The 25,497-nt window shown below is 59.7% G+C and carries 16 protein-coding genes; 1 reads left to right on the top strand and 15 read right to left on the bottom strand.

Features of this window, described 5'->3' with window-relative positions:
- Window position 1 precedes the first annotated feature (1 nt).
- Window positions 2–2,233: a 1,4-alpha-glucan branching protein GlgB gene (gene glgB / locus MMG91_RS01200; RefSeq protein WP_310658464.1), complete on the top strand. Its 2,232-nt coding sequence runs from the start codon at window positions 2–4 to the stop codon at window positions 2,231–2,233.
- 71 nt (window positions 2,234–2,304) lie between these two features.
- Here glgB and MMG91_RS01195 read toward each other — a convergent pair whose 3' ends face one another.
- From MMG91_RS01195 to MMG91_RS01125, 15 genes are all read right to left on the bottom strand, one after another.
- The gene (locus tag MMG91_RS01195) at window positions 2,305–3,369 is read right to left on the bottom strand and encodes an autotransporter outer membrane beta-barrel domain-containing protein (RefSeq protein ID WP_310658463.1); all 1,065 of its coding nucleotides are present in this window, start codon (window positions 3,367–3,369) and stop codon (window positions 2,305–2,307) included.
- Window positions 3,370–3,797: 428 nt separating this feature from the next.
- A complete protein-coding gene (locus MMG91_RS01190) occupies window positions 3,798–4,598 on the bottom strand; it encodes an endonuclease/exonuclease/phosphatase family protein (RefSeq protein ID WP_310658462.1) in 801 nt (266 codons plus the stop codon).
- A gap of 118 nt (window positions 4,599–4,716) precedes the next feature.
- Window positions 4,717–5,475 (bottom strand): PIG-L deacetylase family protein, encoded by a 759-nt coding sequence (locus MMG91_RS01185; protein WP_305449565.1) that lies wholly within the window; start codon window positions 5,473–5,475, stop codon window positions 4,717–4,719.
- 350 nt (window positions 5,476–5,825) lie between these two features.
- Window positions 5,826–7,985: a glycogen debranching protein GlgX gene (gene glgX, locus MMG91_RS01180; RefSeq protein WP_310658461.1), complete on the bottom strand. Its 2,160-nt coding sequence runs from the start codon at window positions 7,983–7,985 to the stop codon at window positions 5,826–5,828.
- Window positions 7,986–8,113: 128 nt separating this feature from the next.
- A complete protein-coding gene (locus tag MMG91_RS01175; RefSeq protein WP_305449567.1) occupies window positions 8,114–8,458 on the bottom strand; it encodes a DUF2934 domain-containing protein in 345 nt (114 codons plus the stop codon).
- A gap of 21 nt (window positions 8,459–8,479) precedes the next feature.
- Window positions 8,480–11,275, bottom strand: a complete 2,796-nt coding sequence (locus MMG91_RS01170) for a malto-oligosyltrehalose synthase (protein WP_310658460.1) — start codon at window positions 11,273–11,275, stop codon at window positions 8,480–8,482.
- On the bottom strand, window positions 11,272–13,350 hold the full coding sequence (gene malQ / locus MMG91_RS01165) for a 4-alpha-glucanotransferase (RefSeq protein ID WP_310658459.1): 2,079 nt from the start codon (window positions 13,348–13,350) through the stop codon (window positions 11,272–11,274). The genes MMG91_RS01170 and malQ overlap by 4 nt, the downstream gene beginning before the upstream one ends.
- Complete coding sequence (gene treZ / locus MMG91_RS01160; protein WP_310658458.1) at window positions 13,347–15,143, bottom strand: malto-oligosyltrehalose trehalohydrolase; 1,797 nt, start codon at window positions 15,141–15,143, stop codon at window positions 13,347–13,349. Before treZ ends, malQ begins: the two co-directional genes overlap by 4 nt.
- Window positions 15,144–15,156: 13 nt before the next feature.
- Window positions 15,157–16,743: a glycogen synthase GlgA gene (glgA, locus tag MMG91_RS01155; protein ID WP_310658457.1), complete on the bottom strand. Its 1,587-nt coding sequence runs from the start codon at window positions 16,741–16,743 to the stop codon at window positions 15,157–15,159.
- Window positions 16,744–17,338: 595 nt separating this feature from the next.
- On the bottom strand, window positions 17,339–18,286 hold the full coding sequence (locus MMG91_RS01150) for a D-2-hydroxyacid dehydrogenase family protein (RefSeq protein ID WP_310658456.1): 948 nt from the start codon (window positions 18,284–18,286) through the stop codon (window positions 17,339–17,341).
- A gap of 14 nt (window positions 18,287–18,300) precedes the next feature.
- A complete protein-coding gene (locus tag MMG91_RS01145) occupies window positions 18,301–19,344 on the bottom strand; it encodes an alpha/beta hydrolase (RefSeq protein ID WP_310658455.1) in 1,044 nt (347 codons plus the stop codon).
- A gap of 189 nt (window positions 19,345–19,533) precedes the next feature.
- A complete protein-coding gene (locus MMG91_RS01140; RefSeq protein ID WP_310658454.1) occupies window positions 19,534–20,232 on the bottom strand; it encodes an outer membrane beta-barrel protein in 699 nt (232 codons plus the stop codon).
- Between the two features lie 86 nt (window positions 20,233–20,318).
- Window positions 20,319–20,795, bottom strand: a complete 477-nt coding sequence (locus MMG91_RS01135) for an SRPBCC family protein (protein WP_305506622.1) — start codon at window positions 20,793–20,795, stop codon at window positions 20,319–20,321.
- Between the two features lie 60 nt (window positions 20,796–20,855).
- Window positions 20,856–24,299 (bottom strand): beta-ketoacyl synthase N-terminal-like domain-containing protein, encoded by a 3,444-nt coding sequence (locus MMG91_RS01130; RefSeq protein ID WP_310658453.1) that lies wholly within the window; start codon window positions 24,297–24,299, stop codon window positions 20,856–20,858.
- Between the two features lie 81 nt (window positions 24,300–24,380).
- The gene (locus MMG91_RS01125) at window positions 24,381–25,484 is read right to left on the bottom strand and encodes an acyl carrier protein (protein ID WP_310658452.1); all 1,104 of its coding nucleotides are present in this window, start codon (window positions 25,482–25,484) and stop codon (window positions 24,381–24,383) included.
- Window positions 25,485–25,497 lie beyond the last annotated feature (13 nt).

Here is a 25,497-nt window from a genome sequence, read left to right as displayed (position 1 = left end):
CATGAGTATCTCGAACAAGGAACAGGGGCATGTGGAGCAGGCGCTGCTACCCAGGGCGCGGGATATCGATGCGTTGGTACGCGCCGAGCACCAAGACCCCTTTGCAATTCTCGGCCCGCATGGCGATGGCGCCGGCGGGCAATTCATTCGGGCCTATCTACCGGACGCCTTGAGCGTGCAGGTGGTGGACAAGGAGTCCGGGGAGGAACTCGGCAGCCTTGAGACCACCCAAACCCCGGGGCTGTTCGTCGGGCACTTCGAGCGGGCTCGGCCCTATCTGTTGCGAACCCGTTGGGCCGGCGGCGAGCAACTCGCCGAGGACCCTTACAGCTTTGGCCCGTTACTCGGCGAGATGGACTTGTACCTGTTTGCCGAGGGCAATCACCGCGACCTGAGCAGCTGCCTCGGCGCGCAGCTGAAGACGGTCGATGGCGTGGAGGGCGTGCGCTTCGCCGTGTGGGCACCGAATGCCAGAAGGGTTTCGGTGGTCGGCGATTTCAACGTCTGGGACGGGCGTCGGCATCCGATGCGTCTGCGCCACCCTACCGGTGTCTGGGAATTGTTCATCCCGCGCCTGCAGGCGGGGGAGGCCTACAAATACGAAATCCTCGGTGCCCACGGCATTCTGCCGCTCAAGGCCGACCCGATGGCCCTTGCCACCGCTTTGCCACCGGACACTGCATCGAAAGTCGCCTCACCGCTGAAAGTCGACTGGCAGGACCAGGCCTGGATGCAGTCCCGCAGCGAGCGTCAGCGAACCAGCGCACCGTTGTCGATTTATGAATTGCACGCCGGTTCCTGGCAATGCGAGCTGGATGACCTGGGCGAAGTCGCCCGTCAGTACACTTGGCACGAGTTGGGCGAGCGGCTGATTCCTTACGTGAAGGAGCTGGGTTTCACCCACATCGAGCTGATGCCGATCATGGAGCATCCGTTCGGTGGCTCTTGGGGTTATCAACTGCTGTCGCAATTCGCCCCGAGCGCCCGTTATGGCACGCCGGATGACTTCGCCGCGTTCGTCAATGCCTGTCACCAGGCCGAGATCGGCGTGATCCTCGATTGGGTGCCGGCGCATTTTCCCACCGATACCCACGGCCTGGCACAGTTTGACGGCACCGCGTTGTATGAGTACGGCAACCCGCAGGAAGGTTTTCACCAGGACTGGGACACACTGATCTACAACCTGGGCCGCACCGAGGTGCACGGCTATATGCTGGCGTCGGCGTTGCACTGGCTCAAGCATTTCCACATCGATGGCCTGCGCGTGGATGCGGTGGCGTCGATGCTGTATCGCGATTATTCGCGCAAGGCCGGCGAGTGGGTGCCCAACCGTCACGGCGGTCGGGAAAATCTGGAGGCCATTGATTTTCTGCGCCATCTCAATGACGTGGTGGCTCTGGAAACGCCGGGCGCGCTGGTGATTGCCGAAGAATCCACAGCGTGGCCAGGTGTGAGCCAGAGCACGCAACAGGGTGGGCTGGGTTTTGCCTATAAGTGGAACATGGGCTGGATGCACGATTCGCTGCATTACATCCAGCAGGACCCGGTGTACCGCGCCCATCATCACAACGAGCTGAGTTTCGGCCTGATGTATGCCTGGTCCGAGCGCTTCATCCTGCCGATTTCTCACGACGAAGTGGTGCATGGCAAGCATTCGCTGATCGACAAGATGCCCGGCGATCGCTGGCAGAAGTTTGCCAACCTGCGGGCTTATCTGAGTTTCATGTGGACGCATCCCGGCAAGAAATTGTTGTTCATGGGCTGCGAATTCGGCCAGTGGCGTGAGTGGAATCACGATCAGCAACTGGACTGGTATTTGCTGCAATACCCGGAACACCAAGGGGTGCGCAAACTGGTCGGTGACCTGAATCGGTTGTATCGCGATGAACCGGCACTGCATGATCAGGACGATGCCCCGCAAGGCTTCCAGTGGTTGATCGGCGACGATGCGGTCAACAGCGTCTACGCCTGGCTGCGCTGGAGCAAGGACGGGCGGCCGGTGCTGGTGGTGGCCAACTTCACCCCGGTGCCGCGACAGTCTTATCGCATTGGTGTGCCGTTCGCCGGGCGTTGGGTCGAGTTGATCAACAGCGATGCCGACACTTATGCCGGGTCCAATTACGGTAACGGCGGCGGGGTGTTCACCGACGAAGAACCGAGCCATGGCCAGGCCCTCTCTGTGGAGTTGAACCTGCCGCCGTTGGCAGTGTTGATTTTGCGTCCGGAGGGTTAGGATCCTGATCGTTCCCACGCTCCGCGCGGGAACGATCAACACTCTGCGTGGGAACGATCATCGGCCAGGCTTCACCACCGCATCCGCACCCCGAGGCTGCCAATCAACCCGTTCAAATCATTGTCATCCACATCACTGCTGTAATCGGCGCTGATATAAAAACTGACCAAGGGCGTTACTCTGGCCACCAAACCCAGACCCACATCCACCGTCGAGGATTTGCGACTGCTGCTGATTTTGTCGACCTGATCCAGGCTCACGGTGTTGCCGGTATATACCGTGTGCCACACGTTGGTGCGCACATACGGTTCGACGGGCAGGCCCTTAATATCGTAACTGCCTTTCAAGCGTGCGCCGACACGACCACTCCACGACGATATGTCGCTGGATGAGGCGTTACCGGAGCCGGCATAGGGTTTATCCAGCGTAATACGCTGATTGATCAACTGTGCCTGGGGTTCGATCACCCAGTTATCGCCCAGACCAATCGGGAACCCCCCTTCTACCGACAACGTCACCGCGCTGCCTTCGGCTGCTTGCCGTGCGCCTTGGTCATTGCGGCTGTAACCGTTGACCCGGCCACCGCTGGCGCTCAAGTCTACGTGCCAGCCTTGTGGGCCGGTCAGACTCCAGTAGGCGCCGAGACTCTGGCCTTGAAGGTTGAGCGTGTCATGGCCGGGATCGGCGAGAGCTCGACTGGGCAGCAGACCGCTGGTATTGCCCTGGAGTTGGGTGGTGCCGCCGATCAGTCCGACCCGCTGAGTATGGCCGCTGTTGCTTTGTACGGTCAGCAGCGCCGGGCTTTTGGATTCACTACCCGGGATAGAAGCCCCCTGGGCCAGATGGGCGGTTTGGGCTTGCCGTGAGGTCTTTCCATATACGTGGTCCCATTCCGAAGGCGCGGCGTCTTCGACCGTCAGGCGTGAATTTTGTAAGTCTGGATTGACGCGTGAACGGCCGGGATAGGGGGGGGCGCCGGCAGGTAAGGTGAGGCCAGGTAACTCCTGGTTATACAAAGAGGTTGTTTCGTCCTCGGCAGACGCGGCCTGCACCTCCATGGATGAGCACAGCAGGAATGAACCCGCGACCGTGCAAAAAGTGATTTTGATCTCGTGTGAGGTGAATGAAGTTCTCATGGGGGTCTACCTTGCAATCGCATGCGTATCTCGCCTTGGCGTCTCTCCTACCCCGAATGAGGGGCGACCGAATGGATTGAGGCAAGGTCAGACCCGCCCGTTTTTACAGGAGTCTGGAGGCTTGCCCCTGATGGATTTCCGGGGGTAGTAAGCACTAGCTAAGAAGACTGCCGACCCTGCGTCAAGAAAGTGGCCGATAAGCGGTACAGCTATTTTAGGTGTTGTAAGTGACTGATTATTGGCGCGTATATAAGTTGTTGTTTGTGCAAAAAATCATCCAGAAAGGCGCGGGCCAGACGCGTTGGGTAGGGGGCTATCGGTTGTTTGATGGAGAATCCAGCGCAGGATAAACAAACGGCGTCGGTGCGCCATTGCTGTCATTTTTTCTGTCAGCGTTAGCCGTTCTCGGCGACTGTCGCTTGACGGTGTTACAGGCGCACTTCCACCGCCAGCGGCAAATGGTCCGACAGATGCGTCCAGGGTTTGTGGCCCAGTATTCGCGGTTCATGACTGCTGGCATTACGCAGGTAGATCCGGTCCAGACGCAGGAGGGGGAAACGCGCCGGGTAAGTTTTCGCTGGTCGGCCATGATGGCGTTCGAAGGCTTCATGCAGGTAATGGCGCCGGGAGAGGGCGGCATTACCTTGCAACTGCCAGTCGTTGAAGTCGCCGGCAATAATCACCGGGGCGTCATCGGGCAGCGATTCGAGCAACAGGCAGAGCAACTGCAGCTGCAGTTGGCGATGGCTTTCCAACAGGCTCAGGTGCACGCAAATGGCATGCACTTCGGCATGCCCCGGCACATCCAGCACGCAGTGCAACAACCCGCGCCGCTCGGGGCCGGTGATCGAGACATCGAGGTTGCGGAATTCGCGGATCGGGTATTTCGATAGCAGAGCATTGCCGTGGTGGCCGTCGGGGTAGACCGCGTTGCGACCATAAGCGAAATCGCTCCACATGCTGTCGGCCAGGAATTCGTACTGCGAGGTCTGTGGCCAATCGTTGTAACGGGATGAATGCCGGTCGTGCTCACCGACCACTTCCTGTAGACACACCAGGTCGGCCGATGTGCTGCGTACCGCTTCACGCAATTCCGGAAGGATGAAGCGCCGGTTGAGGGCGGTGAAGCCTTTATGGGTATTGACCGTCAGCACTCTGAGTCGATGAATCGCCGCGGGCGTGTTCGGTGGTATTGATTCGACGGCCTTTCGTTCGGCATCGCTGGTCACGTTCACTCCTCTGAATCAAGCCTGATGTATGCATGCGACTAATGCATGGGCGAGCAGTTCAGTTTGAGCGATGCCAATCCGATGTGGGAGCGGGCTACATAAACATTCCTCGAATGATTCAGACAAACACAATTTCATACGGCAATCGCATGCGCTCCAGAATCACCGGGGGTAGCAGTGGGGCGATGCCGATCGCCGGCTCGCCGTCAAGTTGGCTGGCGTAGGCGTGAGTAGCGTGGCTTTTGCGAGCGACGGTCCAGGTGTCCAGGCGTACTTTGCGGGCGCGATGCCAGGGGATCAGCGCGTGATCGCGTGTCGGCCAATGCCAGGCCCGGATTGGTATTTCGTTAAGCGTCGCGCCGACCAAAGCCGCTGCCCTGGCGCAGGCCCGGCCAACGGCGTCGTGGTCGACGTTACCGTCTTCGCGCCAGGTGCTGAACACCACATCGCCAGGTCGCAGGTAGCGGACGATGAATTGGGTCAGCTCAGATTCCCGCTCGCCCAGTCCGCTGTCGGTGAAGCCGCCGCGAATCCACTTCAGGCTGTGCATCGGCAACCCGAGCCGGCGCAACGCTTCGACGCTTTCCTGGGGGCGAATGACGCTCAGGCGTTTCTCCGACCATTGTCGCGACCCCGGATGACTGGCGCTACCGTCGGTGATCGAGATCAATTGCAGAGGATGACCGAGGGAGCACAGCAACTGCAGCAGGCCGCCGCAGGTCACCACTTCATCGCCGGGATGCGGTGCGATGACGACTGCGCGAGCGCCGGCCGGGACCAGCGTTTCGGTGTTGATGACAGGGATGTTGTCCAGTTGCGGGGCGCTGTTCCAGATCTGCGCGGGCGAACTGTTTTCACTGATGGAAACCGTTTTCATAGGCGCTACTTCCTTGTTCTGTCTTGCCCTCAGTCATGCGCGTTACTTGCAGGGGAACAAGCCTGGCAGACCCGTGAAGGCGGGGTAAATAGCAATTGCAGCGCTCCGAACCCTGGATTGCTGCGGGCAGAGTATTGCTCATGGATCGCTATTCGTCGCCTCAGCCTTTGGTCTGATACGGATTTTTTGATCCAAGCTGTGTCAGGTGTCGCAAATAGTCAGTAAAACCGTCCCGGCTGTAGGAGCGAAGCTTGCTCGCGAAGGCAGTGTGCCAGTCGACATCATTGTTGGTTGATACACCGCCTTCGCGGGCAAGTCGGATCGCCGCACCGCTCGCTCCTACAGGGGCTTTACTCGGCTTCTTCGCGCTGCAATTCGAACAGCAACAGCGAACGGCCAGTGACTGAATATTCGTGACCGAACTCGAAACGCTCCTGGCCACGAATCGAGGGTTGATTGGTATCGATCATGCAGGTCCAGAAACCACCGTCAGGCACTTCCGGCAGCAGGAAGTTGACGATGTCATGGTGGGCGTTGACCACCAGCAGCAGGGTCGCATCGGCGCCCTTGCGGCGAATGCCGGTTTCCTGGGCGCGGCCATCGAGCAGCATGCCCAGGCAACGACCGTGGCTTTCCTCCCATTGTTCGATGGACATTTCGCTGCCGTCCGGGGCCAGCCAGGTCACGTCCTTGACGCCGATGTCTTCGTTGTAATTACCCACCAGGAAACGCCCGCGGCGCAGGATCGGATAGGCCAGGCGCAATTTGATCAGGCGTTTGACGAACTTGAGCAGGGCCTTGCCGTCTTCGCTCAGGTCCCAGTTGACCCAACCGATCTCGCTGTCTTGGCAATAGGCGTTGTTATTGCCTTCCTGGGTGCGGGCGAACTCATCGCCGGCCACCAGCATCGGCGTGCCCTGGGACAGCAGCAACGTGGCGAAGAAGTTGCGCATCTGGCGCTGGCGCAGTTCATTGATCTCGGGATCGTCGGTCGGACCTTCGACGCCATGGTTCCAGGACAGGTTGTTGTTGCTGCCGTCCTGATTGTCCTCGTCGTTGGCTTCGTTGTGTTTGTCGTTGTACGACACCAGATCGTTGAGGGTGAAGCCGTCGTGGGCGGTGACGAAGTTCACCGAGGCATACGGCCGCCGGCCACGTTGATTGAACATCTCGCCGGAGGCGGTCATGCGACTGGCGAAGTCCGCCAGTTGGCCGTCGTCGCCTTTCCAGAATGCGCGCACGGTGTCGCGGAATTTGTCATTCCACTCGACCCAGCCCGGCGGAAAGTTACCGACCTGATAACCACCGGGGCCGCAATCCCAGGCTTCTGCAATCATCTTCACCTGGCGCAGCACCGGGTCCTGACGGCAGGCGACGAGGAAGCTATGACGTTCGTCGAAGCCATCGTGATAGCGCCCGAGAATGGTCGCCAGGTCAAAGCGGAAGCCGTCCACGTGCATTTCCGTGGCCCAGTAACGCAGGGAGTCGGTGACCATTTGCAGCACGCACGGGTGACTCAGGTCCAGGGTGTTGCCGGTCCCGGAGTCGTTGATGTAGTAGCGCTTGTCGTCGGGCATCAAGCGGTAGTAAGAGGCGTTGTCGATGCCGCGCATCGACAGGGTCGGGCCTTGTTCGTTGCCCTCGGCGGTGTGGTTGTAGACCACGTCGAGGATCACTTCCAGATTGGCGTCGTGCAGGTGCGCGACCATTTCCTTGAACTCGGCGATCTTGCCGCTGGCCAGGTAGCGCGGGTCCGGGGCAAAGAACGCGATGCTGTTGTAACCCCAGTAATTGGTCATGCCTTTGTGCAGCAGATGCTGGTCATTGACGAAGGCATGAATCGGCAGCAATTCCACGGTCGACACGCCGAGTTTGCGGATGTGTTCGAGCACGTCATCGACCATCAACCCGGCGAAGGTGCCGCGCAAGTTCTCGGGGACGGAGGGGTGACGCATGCTGAAACCGCGTACGTGTGTTTCATAAATGATCGTCTTGTCCCACGGCACGCTGACCCGATGGTCATGACCCCAGGTGTGAGCCGGGTCGATCACTTTGCATTTGGGCACGAAGGGCGCGCTGTCCCGTTCATCGAAACTGAGGTCGGCGTCAGGGTGGCCGATGGTGTAGCCGAACAACGCTTCGGACCATTTCAATCGGCCGACCAATTGTTTGGCGTAAGGATCGATCAGCAGCTTGTTGGGGTTGAAACGATGGCCGTTGGCCGGGTCGTAAGGACCGTACACGCGATAGCCGTAGATCAATCCAGGGTGGGCGTCGGGCAAGTAGCCGTGGTAGATCTCGTCGGTGTATTCCGGTAACTCGATACGCTCCAGTTCCACCTCGCCGGAATCGTCGAAGATGCACAGTTCGACCTTGGTCGCGTTAGCCGAAAACAGCGCGAAATTAACCCCCAGGCCATCCCAGGTCGCGCCTAGCGGGAAGGGCAAGCCTTCACGGATTCGCGAGGCCTCGGCACGAGGTTCGGGCGCGGTTTTCTTTGGACTGCTCATAGTTGCTCCTGCATGGGGTGACGGTACTCGACTGCGATGAACCGTGGCTCTGGTTTTTTTCGAGGGCGAGCGCGCCCTCGGTGGCGAGAGACACGCCACAAATCAAGCGAGGCAAGGCGATAAACGCGTCAGGTCGTTGGCGGTTTGCGCGCAGCGCGTGGCTTTTTCTCGACGTTTTTTTCGCCAAGCGGGGTCACTGTCGAAGCAGAGGGTTTGGCTTTGGCCTTGGTTTTGGGTTCGACGCCTTTGGCATTGAGCTTGCCGTCGGGCTTGCCGACCGCGGACTTGGCGCCGAGGCTTTTGCTGCCAGTCGTTTTCGATGACTTGCCGGGCGCTAACGCTTTGGCTTGGGCTTCAGCTTCGGCCAGTTTGCAGGCCATCTCCCAATGGCGTTTTTCCTGGCCTGCGGGTTTTCCTTCGGATTCCCAGATTTGATAGGCAAATTCGCGGATACGTTTATCGTCGGTACTCATCGCAATGCTCCTGAACTGAACTCAAGCTTGGGTAGTTTGGATAAAGAGATTGACCGGGAAATTCCCCAGCGCGGCGCTGACCATCAGTTCCCTGTGTTTTGTGACTATGACGCTTGCAAAAAGTCCCTTCAGATTTTCTTCAGAGTCGGCAAACGGCAATTTGACCCGTGTATCGCCCCACAACGGCGCTTCAACCTGGGGGGGGGCACTGTTTTCCAGCAGTTCGGCACACCGTATCGGTACTATCACGATAGCCCGCTTTTCCTGCCATTCGCGAACAAATGCCAGGACCCGGTGGGCCTGGCTGCCGAGGACTTCAAGGGCCTGATAAGTGCCTTTTTGAAACAGCTCGGCATGCTCGGTGCGCCAGTTCAATGTTAGAGCGATCAGGGTTTGCTTGATGCGCCCGTCACGCCAGTTCGCCAACAGATCGGGGAGGTCCGAGCGAGCCTGCAGGGCCTGCTGACGACGGACGTAATCCACCGGTCGGCGGTTGTCCGGATCGACCAGTGTGAAGTCCCAGAACTCGTTGCCCTGATACAGGTCCGGTACCCCCGGCACAGTCATTCGCAGCAAGGTTTGCGCCAAGCCGTTGAGCGCGCCCGGCGCGGCAATGCTCTGCGCCGCTGCACCGATGGCCGCGCGTAGTGGCTGGCCTTCGGGGCTGAGCAACAGGCGTTCGAGAAAATGATGGGTCGCTTTTTCGTACCCCTCGTTTGGCGCGCTCCAGCTGCTTTGCAACTTGGCTTCGCGCAGGGCTTTCTGTTGCCACTGCCAGAGGCGTTTGGCGTAGTCCTCGAGCGCTGCCTGATCATCACTGCGCAGCTCCAGCGGCCAACTGCCTAGGATCGCTTGATAAAGAATCAGCTCGTCACCCGCCGAAGGCGCACCGGGTTCAATGCGCAATTCATCGGCCAGGGTTCGCCAGTGTTCGACCTGTTCGGCGTACCAGGCGCTGCGCTCGCTCAACACCGCCAACCGCGCGCGGGTGTCTTCGCCGCGTTTGTGGTCGTGGGTCGCGGTGGCCAGCAGGTTGTCGGGGAACTCGGCGAGGCGATTGACGCAGGCCGCATGGAAGTCCGCCACCGGGGCGCTGAATTGCTCGGTGTTGTAGCCGACATCGTTGCGCGACAGCAGCACCGCCGAGCGATAAAGCGCGGTGTCTTCCACCGCTTTGGCCGCCGCCGGTGAAGTCAGTTGCTGGAAGCGCACGCAGGCATGCTTGAGCAGTTTGCGTGGACGGCCCACCGGGTATCTGCGCCAGGGTTGACCACCGAGCCAGCCGGCCAGGCAATCGAGCACTGGCCAGTCGGCCTCGCCGAGGGTTTGCCGGGCACCGTCCATGGCCTGCTGGAAAAACACTTCGTCCTGGGCTGCGCGGCCCAGCGGGCTGATGTAAGTGCGATACACCGGGAAGTGCACGATCAGTTCCTGCAAGGCCCGACGGATCGCGCCGAGGGTCAGGTCCCGGGTCATCAAGTCGTCCCGGGCCACTTGCAACAAGGCGTGGGCGACGCTTTCGAAATCCCCGGCGAGGGAGCCGTTGAGAATCTGCTGGCGCGCCAGTTGTGCTTCCTGACGAAAATCGGCGGGCCGCTCACTGTGCCGGCTCCAGAGTTCACCCAAGGTCTGGGCGCCTTCGGGGTCGTGTTGCAGCAACGACAACTGGTTCATGAATTCGTAACCGGTGCTGCCATCGACGGACCAGTCGCGGTGCAGGGTTTCGCCTTCGCCGAGGATCTTCTCGACGTAGATCGGCAGGTGCCGCTCCGGTGCCAGGCTATCGACTCGGCGGCGCAATTTGCGGCAGTAGCCGCGCGGGTCGGCGAGGCCGTCGATATGATCGATGCGCAGCCCGTCGACCAGACCTTCGGCCACCAGCTCGAAGATTTTTGCGTGGGTCGCCTCGAACACCGCCGGGCGTTCGACCCGTAGGCCACCCAGTTCATTGATATCGAAAAAGCGCCGCCAGTTGATGTCGTCCGCCGCGGTGCGCCAACTGGCCAGGCGATAACTCTGGCGCTCCAGCAAGTTATGCAGGCGCTGGAAACCCTCGGGGGTGAGCGAGTCGTAGGTGCCTAGCGTGTGCTGGATCGCGTGAAGAATAGCCGGATCGCTGGCGAGTTCATGCAGCTCGGTTTTCAGCGGAATCGCCCGGCTGTGCGCGTCAGTCTGGTAACTCAAGGTATTGAAGCGGTCTGCCAGGGATTTCAGCTGCTCGACCTGCTCGGCATTCAATTGATCATCGGCCTTGAGCAGTTCGCCGTAGTTCGTGGGGCAAATCGGGAAGTTATGTTCGTAGTGCTCGACATAGAAAGCGCCGCGCCGGGCATCGAAACGCAAGGGCAGGGTGCCGTCCTGCAAGGCGATGCCGTAATCGCTGCCCAAAAAAGGCAGCAGCAATTGGCCTTCCATCAACGGGTCGGGCGAGTGCCATTGAATGTCGAAGAACTCGCCGTAAGGGCTCAGACGCCCCCATTCCAGCAAGTCGAGCCACCAGGGGTTATCGCCACCGCCGACAGCCATGTGGTTGGAGACGATGTCGAGGATCAGCCCCATGTTCTGTTCGCGCAATGCAGCGACCAAACGGCGCAAGGCAGCTTCGCCGCCCAGTTCAGGGTTGACGGTGGTCGGGTCCACCACGTCGTAGCCATGCATGGACCCCGCGCGGGCGGCGAGCAGCGGCGAGGCATAGACGTGGCTGATGCCCAGGCTGGCGAAGTACGGCACCAGCGGCACCGCCTGATCCAGGGTGAAACCTTTATGAAATTGCAGCCGCAGGGTCGCCCGCAGCGGCTGGATGAGCGATTGATTCATTGGTCACGCTCGGCCGCCTGAAGTCGCGCACAGGCGAGCAGTTCCAGGCGTCGGGCGGCGTCTGGATCATCGAGCAGTGCTTCGCTGTCGCAGGGTAGCCTGCGGGACCAGTTGGGATGGGTATCGGTGGTGCCGGGCAGGTTGGCCTGCTGTTCGATACCCAAGGCATCTTCCATTGGCAGCAATACCAGCGGCGCGCGGGTATGGCCGAGGAAGCGGATCGCGGCGTCGAGCACCTGATCGGTTTCGTGGGACTCTTCGCGGAAATTTTGCGGGTCCTCGCTCAATACCCGGCGCAAACCTTCGCGCTCGCGCTCACGGTGTTGGCGCCATTCGATTTCACCCGGGGCGTCGACCAGATTCAAGCGCGCGCTCCAGTCGATATCGCGGCCATGCCACCAGCCATTGAGCGTCGGCAGGTCATGGGTGCTGGTGGTTGCCAGGGCGTTGTCCGGCCAGTCGAGAATCGACTTGAAGTGCGTATTGTCCTGTTCAAACAGCAGCACGCGCATGCCGAGAATCGAGCGCGCGATAAGTTTCTCGCGCAAACCATCGGGCACGGTGCCGAGGTCTTCGCCGAGGACAATGGCCTGATGCCGATGGGATTCGAGGGTTAGCAGGCGCAGCAGGTCGTCCACCGGGTAATAGAGGTAGGCACCGTCGCTGGGCGGCGCATCGTTAGGGATCACCCACAGGCGTTGCAGGCCCATGACGTGGTCGATACGCAGGCCGCCGGCATGGGCGAAGTTGGCCCGCAGCATTTCGATAAACGCGCGAAAGCCGTTGCGCACCAGGCCTTCGGGGGAGAACGCGGAAATGCCCCAGCCCTGGCCGGAACGGTTGAGGATGTCCGGTGGCGCACCCACGGTCAGTGAGGCGAGCAATTCGTCCTGGCGACTCCAGGCCTGGCTGCCGCCGCCGTCGGCGCCCACCGCCAGATCGGCGATCAGGCCAATGCCCATGCCGGCACTGCGGGCGGCGGTCTGGGCGCGCTCCAGGCTGCGCGCAATCAGCCATTGGCAGAATGCGTAGTAGCCGATGCGGCTCGAGTTCTCTTCGGCAAAATGCGCCAGCGCGATGCTGCGCGGGTCACGCCATTGTTCGGGCCACTCGCGCCAGTCGAGGCTTTCACCGCGCCGCGCGCGGGCTTCCTGGATCGCTTCGAAGCGGCAATGATTTTCCAGCGCTTCGCCACCGGCATGGCGGAAACTGCTGAAGTCCGGGTGCAAGGGATGTTCACCGTGGGTGAAACCTTCGTACAAGGCTTCGAGCAAGCGGTGCTTGGCTTCGGCGGCGGTGGGCCAGTCGATCAGCGGCAATGCTTCGAGGTGCTTGAGCTCCGCGGCAAGACCGGTGGCGTCGATCGCGGTGCGCAGGGCACGTTCACCGAGAATCGCTCCGGGCGCCGAGTATAGGCTGTTGAGGAACAAACGGCTGGACGGCGAGTAAGGGCTGTAACGCTGGGTGTCGCCGCTGAACATCGCATGCAGCGGGCTGATCGCCAACGCCTCGGCGCCCCGTTCGCCGGCCACTCGGGCCAGATCTTCCAAGGCTTGGGTATCGCCGAAACCACCATCGCCGGGACGGCGCAGTGAGTACAACTGCACGCTCAGGCCCCAGGCGCGCGGGTTTTCACTGTCAACGGCGTCGCCGACGCTGTAGCAGCGCTGGGGTGCCACCGCCAGGGTGAAGGATTGATCGTCGATGCTGACATGCTGATAACCCACCGGCACCAGGCCGGGCAACACAGCGTTGTCATCGAGCTTCAAGTTAATCCGTGAGCCGTCTTCGAGATGGATTTCACACGGAGTTTGCGGTTCGAAGTAGTGGGCCAGATCAAGGCCGACGCCCACATCGCAGGTCAGCAGCGGTGGCAGGTGCCGGGTTTGTTGCACCTCCTGCAATTGCAGCAGGCTGGCGTCGATCTCCTGGGCGGTATTGGCGGGATGGCCAAGCCCACTGAGCACCGAGCGCAACACCGCCGGGGTCACTTTCTGTGGACGGCCATTGGCGTCGATCCAGTCGACGGCCAGGCCTGCTCGGTTGGCCAGTATTTCCAGTTGCGCATTGCTCATGGGCGCTCTCCATCCGGGTGTAGCAAAGGGGCTGCGGCCGTGAGGCTGACTAGCGCGCAATACGGGGCAAGTGTGCCCTGATTCAACAGACCGGCCGATTGTGGCGGGTGTTCGAACAGCAATGTCGCGCCGGTCTGTGGGGTGTGGACCACGGGCGCATCGCTGAGGTTCAGGTCAATGCGCAACTGACTGCCATCGCCCAGCCGCCAGCGCGCCGTCACCGCGCCCTCGGCCAGCACCTGCGCGCCCAGCGCCTGGGCGCCGGGCAGGTGCGGGATGATGTGTTGATGGCGGATCTGCAGCAGTTGGCGATACAGGTCATAAATCGGCAATTGGCGGCTGGCGGTCAGTGTCGGCCGTGAAGCTTCGAAGGTCTGCGTCGCGTTCGGGTCGGGAATCTGCTCGCGTTTGTGCGGATCGGCAAAGGCGCTGAACGCCGCGAACTCATTGCGTCGTCCTTCGCGCACCAGTTCCGCCAATTCACCGTGGTGGCTGGTGAAGAACAGGAACGGTTGCTCGGCGGCGAACTCATCGCCCATGAACATCAGCGGGATCATCGGCGACAACAGCAGCAGCGCGGTGGCGGCGTAAAGGGCATCAGGATGGGCCAGTTGATGCAGGCGCTCGCCAAAGGCGCGATTGCCGATCTGGTCATGGTTCTGCAAAAAAAGCACGAAGGCTGTAGGCGGCAAGTGACCGCTCGGCTCACCTCGCGGCGTACCGTGGCGGGTGATGTGGCCCTGAAACACGAAGCCCTGGCTCAGGCAGCGGGCGAGCTGTTCGGTGGGCTGTTCGGCATAGTCGGCGTAATAGGCGTCGGTTTCACCCGTGAGCAGAACGTGCAGGGCGTTATGGCCGTCGTCATTCCACTGCGCGTCGAAACCTTGCCCCAGCAGGCTGGCCTGGTTGTGCTCGTTTTCCGCCACGAGCCATACGTGCCGCGCCGGGTCGGTTTGCCGCCGCACCCGTTGCGCCAACTCCTGAAGAAAGTCCGGGTCTTCGATGGCGTGCACCGCGTCCAGGCGCAGGCCGTCGAAGCGGTACTCCAGCAACCACATCAGCGCGTTGTCGATAAAGAAGTCGCGCACCTCGCGCCGCCGGAAGTCGATCGCCGCGCCCCACGGGGTGTGCTTGTCTTCGCGGAAAAAGCCTTTGGCGTAGCGATGCAGGTAATTGCCGTCCGGGCCGAAGTGGTTGTAGACCACGTCGAGAATCACCGCCAAACCATGGCCATGGGCCGTGTCGATCAGGTGTTTGAGTTGTTCGGGCGAGCCGTAGGAGGCTTGGGGCGCGTAAAGCAAAACCCCGTCATAGCCCCAGTTACGTTCGCCGGGGAACTGCGCCAGCGGCATCAGTTCGATGGCGGTAACGCCCAGCTCGACCAGGTGCGCCAAGTGCTGCTCGACCTCGCTGAAGCCGCCGAGTGCACCGACGTGGAGTTCGTAGATCACCGCCTCATTCCACGGCCGCCCCTGCCAGGCGCTGTGTTGCCACCGATAGGCGAGGGGATCGACCACCACGCTGTGGCTGTCGATATCGCCCGCCTGGGCGCGGGAGGCCGGGTCCGGCACCTCCAGCTCGCCATCGATGTTGTAACGGTAGCGGGTACCCGCGGGACAGCGGGTCTTGATCACAAACCAGCCATCGGCCTGAGGCAACAGCGGCAGGGATTGTCCATCTTCCAGTTCAAGACTGACGAAAAACGCATCTGGTGCCCACAAGGCAAAACGCGTGTGTTCTGCGTCCAGCATGATTGCGCCGTGGGGCCAGGTCTCAAGGGTCCGTAACGGCATCGTTGAAAGCCTCTTACTGTTTGCCCGATTTTCCCAGCGCTTTAGCCACCAGTTGTTCGTAGAGTTCGGCGTAGGGTTCGACTGCCTTGCACCAGTTGAAAGGCGCAGTCATGGCCCGGCAACGCATGGCATTGAGCAGGCCGGGGAAGGCGAACACTTTGAATGCGCGGCTCAGGGCTTCGCGATAACTCTCTACGGTGGATTCATCGAAGAGGAAACCGGTCATGCCGTTTTCAATGGTGTCCGCCAGGCCGCCGGTATTGCGGGCCACCGGCAATGAACCGAAGCGCTGGGCGTACATCTGGCTCAAGCCGCAGGGTTCGTAACGCGAAGGCATCAGCAGGAAATCACTGCCGGCAAACATCCTGCGGGCGTCGGTTTCATTGAAACCGATGTGCACGCCGATTTGGCCGGGGAAGCGCAACGCCAGTTCACGCATGGCTTGTTCTTCTTCCGGTTCGCCACGGCCGATAATCGCGATCTGCCCGCCGTTGGCGACAATGAATTCAGCTACCGCTTCGGTCAGGTCCAGGCCTTTCTGGTAGACCAGACGCGAGACCACGGCGAACAGCGGACCTTCAGAATCTTCGAGGTCGAACAGCCTGCGGACGTGCGCGGCATTCACGGCTTTACCGTCCCAGTCGCCAATGCCGAACGGGTGAAACAGGTGCGGATCGGTGGCCGCGTCCCAGCTTTCATCGATGCCATTGGGAATCCCGCTGAGCAGGCCTTGCTGGGTCTTGGCAGCGAGAAAACCGTCGAGGCCGCAGCCGAAGGCCGGGGTGGTGATTTCCTGGGCATAGGTCGCGCTGACCGTGGTGATGTGGCTTGCGTAGGCCATGCCGGCTTTGAGAAATGACATCTTGCCGTAAAACTCCATGCCTTCCTGTTGCAAGGCATGCATGGGAATACCGAGTTCCGGGCACGAGCCGAGGCTGGTAACGCCTTGGTACGCCAAGTTGTGGATGGTGAACAGGGTCGGGGTACGTTGGCCGCGCCAGTGCATATAGGCGGGGGCCAGGCCGGCGGGCCAGTCGTGGGCGTGCACCAGGTCCGGGCACCAGTGAATTTGGGCGAGGTTGGCGGCGATGTCGGCCGCCGCGAGGCCCAGCCGGGCGAAACGAATATGGTTGTCCGGCCAGTCGCGGCCGTTGTTGGCGCCGTAGGGCGAACCCTCGCGCTCGTACAATTCAGGGCAGATCAACACGTAAATGACCAGGCCGTCGGGCATGTCCATGCGCCCGATCTTGCAGGGCGGCAACGCTGCGTGCCCGCCCAGTTCACCGATGATATGAATCGGGTTCTCGCTGTTCATCACTTGCGGATACCCGGGGATCAGCACCCGCACATCATGCAGATGCGCCATGGCCCGCGGTAGTGCGGCGGAAACGTCGCCAAGACCTCCGGTCTTCACCAGGTCGGCAATCTCCGAGGTAACGAACAGGACTTTCTTTTTATTGGGATTCTGACTGGCTACCGGTGTCAGCTTTTTGGGGATCGGCATATTGACTGATTTGACACTGAGGACACCGACGGTGCTCGTTTCCCCGACCTGCTGATGAGCACGTTCTCCCTGGATATCTAAAGCCGCACTGATCATATGAATCTCCCGTGTTGTTGATCTAATTCTAGGCCTGGCACAAACGGTGTTCGTGGCCAAATCCTGTGGCCGGGCGCAAACGCGCTACGCATCGGTGAGCAAGTGCTGCCCATGCGCTGAAGCAGAATGGGTGAAGTGGCTGTTGCAAGGAATGCACCAGTCGCTGTGGCCCTACCTTTCACCTGACACGAGGCCAGTACCAAAAGTTTCGATTATTTTCACCGAATGACCAGCCGGTTTTACTCCGCGAAAATCAGTCTAGGCCAGAACTTAGAGCGGGGTCGGCCAACGGGTGAAATTGTTCGACAATCGGTTAAAAGAGGGTACAGGCATAGGGCTTTGCGGGGAGACGCACCGACGAAGGGCAGGTTTATTTTCTGGTGTGGGTCAAATCGGGACCGGAAAGTCACGATAATCGGGCGTGATGGGAGGTTGTGTGCGCCATTGTGGTGCGCAGAATTTGGGGAGGTGTGGTGAGTTTTAGGGCCTCTTCGCGGGCACGCCCGCTCCCACAGGATTTGTGTCGGTCACGGTATTACGGCCTATACAAATCCTGTGGGAGCGAGGCTTGCCCGCGATGAACGATAACGCGGTCTCAGGTCAGAATCCGAACCGGCTTCCCAGCCGCCCAGGCCTGTATGTCCTCGATCATTTGCGAAAAGAACAGTTGGTAATTCTGCCGGCTGACATACCCGACATGAGGCGTGGCCAGCACATTGTCCAGTGTTCGGAAGGGATGCTGACGGGGCAACGGTTCGTGCTCGAACACATCCAGCGCAGCGCCTGCCAGGCGTTGTTTCTGAAGCGCCTTGATCAATGCCGACTCATCGACAATCGGACCACGGGCGGTATTGATCAGCCATGCCGTGGGCTTCATCCAGTCCAGTGCCTGCGCGTCCACCAGCCCTCGGCTGCGCTCGCTGAGCACCAGATGGACCGACAACACATCGGCCTGCTCGAACAGTTCCTGCTTGCTGACATAGGTGACGTCGACTTCGGCAGCCCGTTCGGCGGTCAGGTTTTCGCTCCAGGCGATGACCCGCATGCCGAACACCTGACCGAACCGGGCGACCCGTTGACCGATGCTGCCCAGACCGAGGATCGCCAGCGTCTTGCCCTGTAAGTCACCGCCCAGGCCTTGTTGCCAAAGGCCAGCGCGCAAGGCATTGGCCTCGGCCACCAGGTTGCGGGTCGCGGCCATGATCAGCGCCCAGGTCAATTCGGGGGCGGCATGTTTGTAGCTGTCGGTGCCGCAGACCTGAATGCCCAGCGCGGCGGCGGCTTTCAGGTCCAGGGCAGCATTGCGCATGCCGCCGGTGACCAGCAGTTTAAGTACGGGCAAGCGGCGCAGCAGGTCTTCGTCGAACCGGGTGCGCTCGCGCATTACGCAGATCACCTCGAATGCGCCGAGCCGTTCGGCCAGGGTTTCGTTATCGGCAGGGTAGTCATGGATAAAACTCACCTGGCCGATGCTGTCCAGCACCGACCAGTCCACCACGTCGCGAGCCACGTCCTGCCAGTCATCGATCACCGCAATCTGCATCAGCCTTTACCTCATCAAGGAACGGTATGGGTTTGGTTCAGCCAGCCGAGCAACGCCTGATGGAATTTCGCCGGTTCCTCCATCTGCGGCGCGTGCCCCAAGCCAGGAAATTCGATCAGCGTCGACTGTGGAATCAGTTTCGCGACTTGCTTGCCGAGTACGTCGTAATGACCGATTTTCGCCTTGACCTCCGGTGGTGCGATGTTCTTGTTGATGGCCGTGGTGTCGGAGGTGCCGATCAGCAGCAGGGTCGGTACTTTCAGGTCCTTGAACTCGTAGTACACCGGTTGGGTGAAGATCATGTCGTAAATCAGCGCCGAGTTCCAAGCCACCGCTGTTTTACCCGGCCCTTTGGCCAAGCCTGCGTACATGTTCACCCAACGGTCAAATTCCGGCTTCCAGCGGCCATCGTAATAGGTGCTGCGCTGGTAGTCGTGGATACCTTGCGCCGTGACTTTCAGCTCGCGCTCATACCATTGGTCAACCGTGAGATAGGGCACGCCAAGGGCTTTCCAGTCTTCCAGGCCGATGGGGTTGACCAGCGCCAGTTGTTCGACTTGATCGGGGTATTGCAGTGCATAGCGCGTGGCGAGCATGCCGCCGGTAGAGTGGCCGAGCAGGGTGGCTTTCTGGATGCCCAGGGCTTTGAGCAGTTGCTGGGTATTGAATGCCAGTTGCTGGAAACTGTATTGATAGTGATCCGGTTTGCTTGAAGTGCAAAAGCCGATCTGGTCGGGGGCGATGACCCGGTAACCGGCCTCGCTCAGCGCTTTGATCGAGCTGTCCCAGGTCGCGCCGCAGAAGTTCTTGCCATGCATCAGCACCACACTGCGCCCATTGACCTTGCCTTGGGCGGCAACGTCCATGTAACCCATCTGCAGGGATTTGCCCTGGGACTCAAAGTTGAAGTGCTTGACTGTGTAGGGGTACTCGAAGCCCTGAAGTTCGGGGCCGTATTCCGGCGTTTCGCTCTGATTCTGGTCTTGGGCGTGAGCGAGAACGGGCAGAGCGGCCGTCAGTAACAGGCCGGGCAACCAGCGGGAGAAAGTGGGCGACATGGGGGAACTCCACAGGAAATCTGCCGATGCTGGATCGGCATGATTAGGGCGACATTAAACATAGGCCATGGCCTTGCATGATCGTTCAACCCATCCAGCCCCGTGTAGCAAGGTCCAACCCACCGTAGAGTGAAATCAGCTTGTCGTAGCGACGCCTTGCCAGTGCAAGGCGCCGATCGGTTTAACCGCTTAGAACCAATAATTCAGGCCGAGCATTAATGACTGGGCACTGTATTCAGTGCGCACATCGCCTTGGGGCAGGCCTTGAATGTCACCGAAGTGCGCCTCGCGAGTTTTGAGGTATCGATAGTCCAGGGACATGGACCATTGATCGGTGAGCTCGAAACTTACCCCGGCTCCGAGTTGGTAGGCCGATACGGTGTCGCGATGAGTATCGCCGAACTGCACGCCGCCGGCTTCCAGACCACTGACCGACAGGGTGGTGTAGCCCAGGCCGCCGCCAATGTAGGGGGTGAACCGACTGAAAGGGGCTGGCAGGTTCAAGACGTCATACCAGAGGTTGGCCATCAGGCTGGTGGCTTCCTCTTCACCTTTGCCGTCAATGCTCCCGCCGCCTTCGTAGACCCGGTTATTGAACTGGGTCAGGGAGTTCTTGCGGTAGCTGAGTTCCACTTCAGGTCTGAGCCCGATGGGAAATCGCCAGCCCAATGCCAGTCCGGTGGCGTAGCCGGAGTCTAACGGTTGGTTGAACTCCATCTCGACGAAGTCGAGGTTGTTCTGGTTAAGGTCCTGCGCAGCAACCCAGTTCAGGCCGCCCATGACACTGACGTAGGGGCCGAGCGTGCCGGCGGAACTGGACTCAGGGGCGATAAAGCCCATGCCAATGACGCCCATCACGAGATACTGAGGTTTTTTTAGTAGGTTCATGCTCGGTCCGAAGTGTGCCGTTTTATCGATAAGTAAGCGAAAGGTGTTCGGGAGCGAGCGTTCAACACTCGGCCTCCCGGGATATTTCATACGCGGTGCAAATGCGTTCCAGGTTTTTCGAGCCTTGGGGGACTGATGGCATTCGCTCGTTGTTCAGCCAACGTGCACAGGTTGTCCAGTGCAGTGGTCATTGCCGCGGTCAGCATTTTGCGTAGCAGCCCGCGGTATAAAAAACTCAAGGGGCCAGCGATCCTGGCGGTATGGATGACATGGGTTTCATTCGGGGAAAGCCTGCGCATCTGGTGATCGAATTCAAGGTCGATCCAAAGCAGTCTTGCCGTGTTCCGATAGCTTTCATGCATCCTCACCTCTTCGAGTTTCAGCGGCATGTTCAGGCCATTTTTAAGGATGCATTTGCCTTGGGCTCCAGGTTGAAACGGGCCATTGAGTTCACAATGGCTGACGTCGGTATCCCATAACGGCGCTTCGGAAAAATTGCTCCAGATCTTCCATATTTCAGAAGGCGGCGATTTGACTATGACTTGCACTTTGACATCGTTCACGGCGACACCTGGGTTGTTGGGGGCGTGGTCATGCTGGAGAGGGGAGATCAATTCAGTGCCTCAGGCAGCGGGTGCGGATCGACTCAGCACTTGAGCGGTAATACTGGCTTGACCGATTTTTTCTCCCCGATTGAACAGGTCGATATAGATGCGGTTGGTTTTGAACGGCTGATGCTGTGCGTCAAAACCGGCTTGCGGTGCCAATGACAGCGGACTGTTCCTGGGGATTGGCCGATCCAGGGTGAAACTCAAGGCCAGCAGGTTCATCGGGGTATTGAGTGGAATCCGCAGATAGCTATGGGCAATCTGCATGTAGCACTGGCGGGCAACTTCGAGGAAATACACCATCGAATAGTGCTCGGGGTCGCCCTCTTGGAAGAAGTGCTCCTGCGGCAGCTTGAGCGTGTCCACGCTCAAGCCCTGAGCGATGCCGCTCATGTCACTGACGATGACGTTTTCTTCTCTGGCCTTGTGCAACAAGGCCTTGTCACGGCAGCGAGTGGCCGTGAACTCGCCGGCGGGCGATGTCTCGAACGCCGAGCTGTAGGCCATCCCAAGGATGCAGGTGCACATCAGTTTTCCGGCCTGCATGACCTTCGCATTGAATACCTGGGGGTCTTTGCCTTGTTCCAGATGCAGATCAATCACACCCTGCTTTTGTACGTATTGCTGGAACTTGATAGTCAGGGTTTTGACATAGGCGACCCGCCCGCTCAGTGGCGGCATGGCGAGTTCAATCAGTTGCAACACGCCCTCAAGCAATAAAATGCCGGGGATGTGATCAAGAGGGTGATCGAAGAAATAAGGGTGCGCTTCATTCACCACGAGCTGGGCTTGCAGTGCCTGGGGGCTGCGCTGGACGTTGGCGATCACGATGTTTTCCGGGCAACGTTGCCAGTGCGCCGGGCGCTGGACTTCAGCGCCACGGTGCAGGGCGAAAAGGCCCTCCATCGCGCGAACCCTGACACGCAGCCCGGAGAGCAGGGTGTTGGTCAGCGTGTCGCTGAGTTGCAGCACGTCGACGCCGTCGTGTTGTGGCTCGCGGACAAGGTTGACGGGGCGGGCAGGCGCAATGACCTGCTGCAATTCGTGGGGTGCCGAGTGAGCAAAACGCAACGTGAAGGGATGCTTGATGGCAGGGGCGGGTTCGGCCGCCGGGCTCCATTCCTGAAGCTTTTCAGTAAATAACCACATCACTGCCTTGCCGGCTTCGCGCACCTCGATCACCGTGTGAGCCGATGCACCAAGCATCACCGCCAGCAGGGTTTCGATACCACTGGCTTCAGCCAGGAAGCCGGTCATCTCCTGGAGTGATCCGCTTGCATGAGCCGCATCAGGCCGCAGCTCGCAGACTTCAATGTTCTGGTAATGACGGCGCTCTTTACCCAGCAGTTGGCAAGCCTCTTCAAGCGAGTTCGCGGCGTGGGCGAGGACCGCTGCGCGGATCACCAGCAAAGGTTTGTCGCTGGAATCCGGTTGATAAGGGCGCAGCGCAATCAGCCCCAGTCCTTCGCCTTGCACGGTCGCCGAGTGTCGGGCGCGTTCGATCTCGATTTCAGCACTGATAAAGCGCCCTGCGCCGAGCAAGAGCGTGGTTATGCCTTCCTTGAACCATTGCTGTGAAGCCAGCAAGGTCTGCCAGAACAGGCCTGGGGTGCCGACCAGTGTTTGATGGAAACCCTTGAAGTCAAAAATCTGCGCCGGGTAGCCGGACAACATGTTCGGCAACATGGTTGCCACGTCCGTTACTTCCACGCCCGGTGGCATGCCTTGAGCCTGGCCGTAGAAGTTGTGAGCGCTGCTATACGCATTGCTGAAGCGTTCGCCACCCATGTTGCAGCACATCACCATCGCAGTGCCGGATGAGCCGGCCACACCCGCCGGGAGGCGTCGCAGTAAATGGTTGACGCGATCGGTGATCAACAGCTTGAACGGATCGACATGGGCCAGCGGCTTGGGGCCCATGCCGAAACCGTCGATATCGATGACGCGATCCTGCGCCAGGAATTTTCCCAGTAAAGGCTGAGTTGGAGCAGCGGTGTAATCAACGAAACGCCCATAAGGGAAAATGACTGAGGGTGCTGCAGGCTGATGAAGTTGTTGCTTGAATGACTGCAATGAGCAGTGACTGCCGATCGCCGCTTCCGCCTCGACAATGGCCAGGTCCAGCATCAGCACGCCGGGGGCGGCTAAAGGGACGGCCACGGGGACGACAGGGCGGTTGTCGGGAATGTACTCATCCACCACCAGATGCGCATTGGCGCCGCCAAAACCAAAGCTTGAGATGCCGATCCGGATTGCCGACTGACGATCAGCAAGGGGCTGTACCTGCTCTGTGGCCAGCTGCAGGCAGGTCTCGTCGACTTTTGCGCTGGGACGGTAGGCGGGCTGAGGCGGAATACCTTTATGACGCAAGATCATCAACGCCTTGGCGAGCGAAGCGCCTCCGGCGGCGGCCAGTGGGTGGCCAATGACGGACTTGATCGAACCGATGGTAATTTTTTTGCCGTCTGTGCGGTGGGGGGCAAAGAAGCTGTTCAACGAGCCCAGTTCTGTCGCATCACCCAGCGGTGTACCGGTGCCATGGGTCTCGATGTAATCCACATCGTTGGGATCAAGACCGACATAGGCACGCTGGTAAGCCGTGAACTGGGCCTGTTTGCCAGGGGCAAACACTGAGCCTTCGGCGCCGTCGGCGGAAAGTCCCAATGCCCGCAAAACGCCCAGGGGACGGCGCTGCGCAATCAGGGCCTGGGATAGGGGCTCGACCAGAAAGGCGACTGCACATTCGCCCGGCACAATGCCGTCCGCGTCTTGGCCGAACGCCTGCATTTGGGCCCGGGAGGAAAAGGCGGTCAACTGCGAGAACCCCAGGAACAGCGCCGGTGGCAACACGGTGTTCAGTGCCATGACAATCGCGTTATCCGCTTGTCCGCTCTTGACCAGGGCCTGAGCCATATCGATTGCATAGGGGAACGAACTGCAGGCGGTGTCTACCGATAATGCCGGACCACCGAAGGCAAACGCCGCTGCCAGCTCAGCCACTTGTTCTCCCGGCGTATAGCCTTGGGATGAAGAGCCCGTTGTGGCATCGGCTTTTGCGGACATTCCTGTGGCGAAATAACTCTCGTCACTCCAGGATGTCGCGACCACCAAGGCGGTGCGTTCCTTGATCAGTGCCGAGCCTTGTCCGGAAAGCTGGGCGAGGAGTGTCTGGAGTACTTTCTTACCGATGGCGACCTGCCGTCCCTCATGCCGCGAAGGGGTTGATGTGTCATCGGTCAGGCAAAAAGCACTGTCCAGGTAAGTTCGATCCTTTTCTCCTGCCTTTGCTGAATAGATCGACGCCTTATTCAGTTCCCAACGTGTCAGCATCGAATGGATGGGCGCTATCTGTCCTTGCGAAAGCAAGTGCCAAAGCGCATCCGTTGACGGTGCCCCAGGAAACTCGCCAGCCATTGCGCTGAAGCAAAAATCGCCCTCTGTTGTTACCGCGCCACTCATACCCTGTCTCCTGGTTGCCAAATGCTGGGTGATCTGTTCGATCACCCGGATTCCATGCCATTTTTTTCAGCGGCTCAGTGCTCAGCTCAGTCTTGTCAGAAGCGACAAGGCGTCCTGCGGCGTACGACGCGACATCAGCGCCTCACCGGCAAACTCGCTGGCGGAACACTGTTGCGCCATAGACTGGCAGAGTGCTTCTCGGGCAAACCCGTTGAGCCCCAACTGTGCAAAGGGTGTCTCAATGTCGATCGACTGTGGGGCGTCCGGGATCAGGGGTGACAGGTTGTTGAAAAGCAGATGGCTTATCTGCCCTTGGGAGTCCGTTGTGGCGGGTGATTGCACTTGGAAAGATGTTGCTGATATCAACTCGGGGCCGGCCAGGACGGCTTTAATCAGGGCGATGGTTTCCTCTGGCAACTTGGCGTTGGCCAGCTCAGTGCTGTTGGCCTTGAGTTGCGGCCACAACGCGACGACCGACTCCAGGAAATCCAGTTGTACCAAGGAGTCCAGGCCCAGGCTTTCATAGCTTTGTTTTAGATCGATCTGGTCAACGGTAAAACCGGTGATATTCGCCAGTTGTTCTAGTACCCATGCTTCGACATCCACGGCAGGCGCCAGCGGATCGGCTTCAAGTCGCGCCAGCAAAGCGGTAGGCGTGGGGGCATTAAAGAGCTGCGAAGTAAGTTCTTTCTTTTCCGGAAAGTGCTGGCCCAGGGATTCGAAAATATCGACCAGTCCGAGAGAGTCGATACCCAGACTCTCGAAACTTTGATCGAAGTCGATTTGTTCCTTTTTGAACCCTGTGACCGAGCTTATTTCGGTGCGCAACCATTGGCCGTAACTCAGTGCAGACATTTGCTCGGCAACAGGTGCCGATGCCAGTATTACCGAGTTCGAGTTCGAGTTCGAGTTCGAGTGCACGGGCTCCAGCACTGGAAGGTTTTTACTGACGGGGGCTTCAATCCCATGGGCATAAACGCCCTCGAGGACTTGTTGATGAGCATTGAAGTAATGCGCAGTGACGGATTCGGCCTGCTCGAGCACACGCATCAATATTGATTCTTTTGCTACATTGGATTCGCAAAGTGAATCAATGATCTTTTCAGAAAGAGAGAAATAGCTATGAGCTATTTTTCCATTGGACACGATGAATTCCTGCACAACATCGTTGAGTTGGAAGCGCATGAGGTTCTCCTAA

This window comes from Pseudomonas sp. JL3 (assembly GCF_031570575.1).
In the GTDB taxonomy this organism is placed as follows: domain Bacteria; phylum Pseudomonadota; class Gammaproteobacteria; order Pseudomonadales; family Pseudomonadaceae; genus Aquipseudomonas; species Aquipseudomonas cucumis.
The sequence above is the reverse complement of the archived record's forward strand: the minus strand, read 5'-3'. Positions and strand labels throughout refer to the sequence as shown.

Excerpts from the sequence above, each read along its gene's own strand:
- MMG91_RS01195 (WP_310658463.1), bottom strand. The coding sequence starts at position 3,369 with ATGAGAACTTCATTCACCTCACACGAGATCAAAATCACTTTTTGCACG.
- glgX (WP_310658461.1), bottom strand. The coding sequence starts at position 7,985 with ATGAGCAGTCCAAAGAAAACCGCGCCCGAACCTCGTGCCGAGGCCTCG.
- MMG91_RS01170 (WP_310658460.1), bottom strand. The coding sequence starts at position 11,275 with ATGAATCAATCGCTCATCCAGCCGCTGCGGGCGACCCTGCGGCTGCAA.
- MMG91_RS01125 (WP_310658452.1), bottom strand. The coding sequence starts at position 25,484 with ATGCGCTTCCAACTCAACGATGTTGTGCAGGAATTCATCGTGTCCAAT.
- MMG91_RS01185 (WP_305449565.1), bottom strand. The coding sequence starts at position 5,475 with ATGAAAACGGTTTCCATCAGTGAAAACAGTTCGCCCGCGCAGATCTGG.
- MMG91_RS01140 (WP_310658454.1), bottom strand. The coding sequence starts at position 20,232 with ATGAACCTACTAAAAAAACCTCAGTATCTCGTGATGGGCGTCATTGGC.
- glgB (WP_310658464.1), top strand. The coding sequence starts at position 2 with ATGAGTATCTCGAACAAGGAACAGGGGCATGTGGAGCAGGCGCTGCTA.
- MMG91_RS01130 (WP_310658453.1), bottom strand. The coding sequence starts at position 24,299 with ATGAGTGGCGCGGTAACAACAGAGGGCGATTTTTGCTTCAGCGCAATG.
- MMG91_RS01145 (WP_310658455.1), bottom strand. The coding sequence starts at position 19,344 with ATGTCGCCCACTTTCTCCCGCTGGTTGCCCGGCCTGTTACTGACGGCC.
- malQ (WP_310658459.1), bottom strand. The coding sequence starts at position 13,350 with ATGAGCAATGCGCAACTGGAAATACTGGCCAACCGAGCAGGCCTGGCC.
- MMG91_RS01175 (WP_305449567.1), bottom strand. The coding sequence starts at position 8,458 with ATGAGTACCGACGATAAACGTATCCGCGAATTTGCCTATCAAATCTGG.
- glgA (WP_310658457.1), bottom strand. The coding sequence starts at position 16,743 with ATGATCAGTGCGGCTTTAGATATCCAGGGAGAACGTGCTCATCAGCAG.
- MMG91_RS01150 (WP_310658456.1), bottom strand. The coding sequence starts at position 18,286 with ATGCAGATTGCGGTGATCGATGACTGGCAGGACGTGGCTCGCGACGTG.
- treZ (WP_310658458.1), bottom strand. The coding sequence starts at position 15,143 with ATGCCGTTACGGACCCTTGAGACCTGGCCCCACGGCGCAATCATGCTG.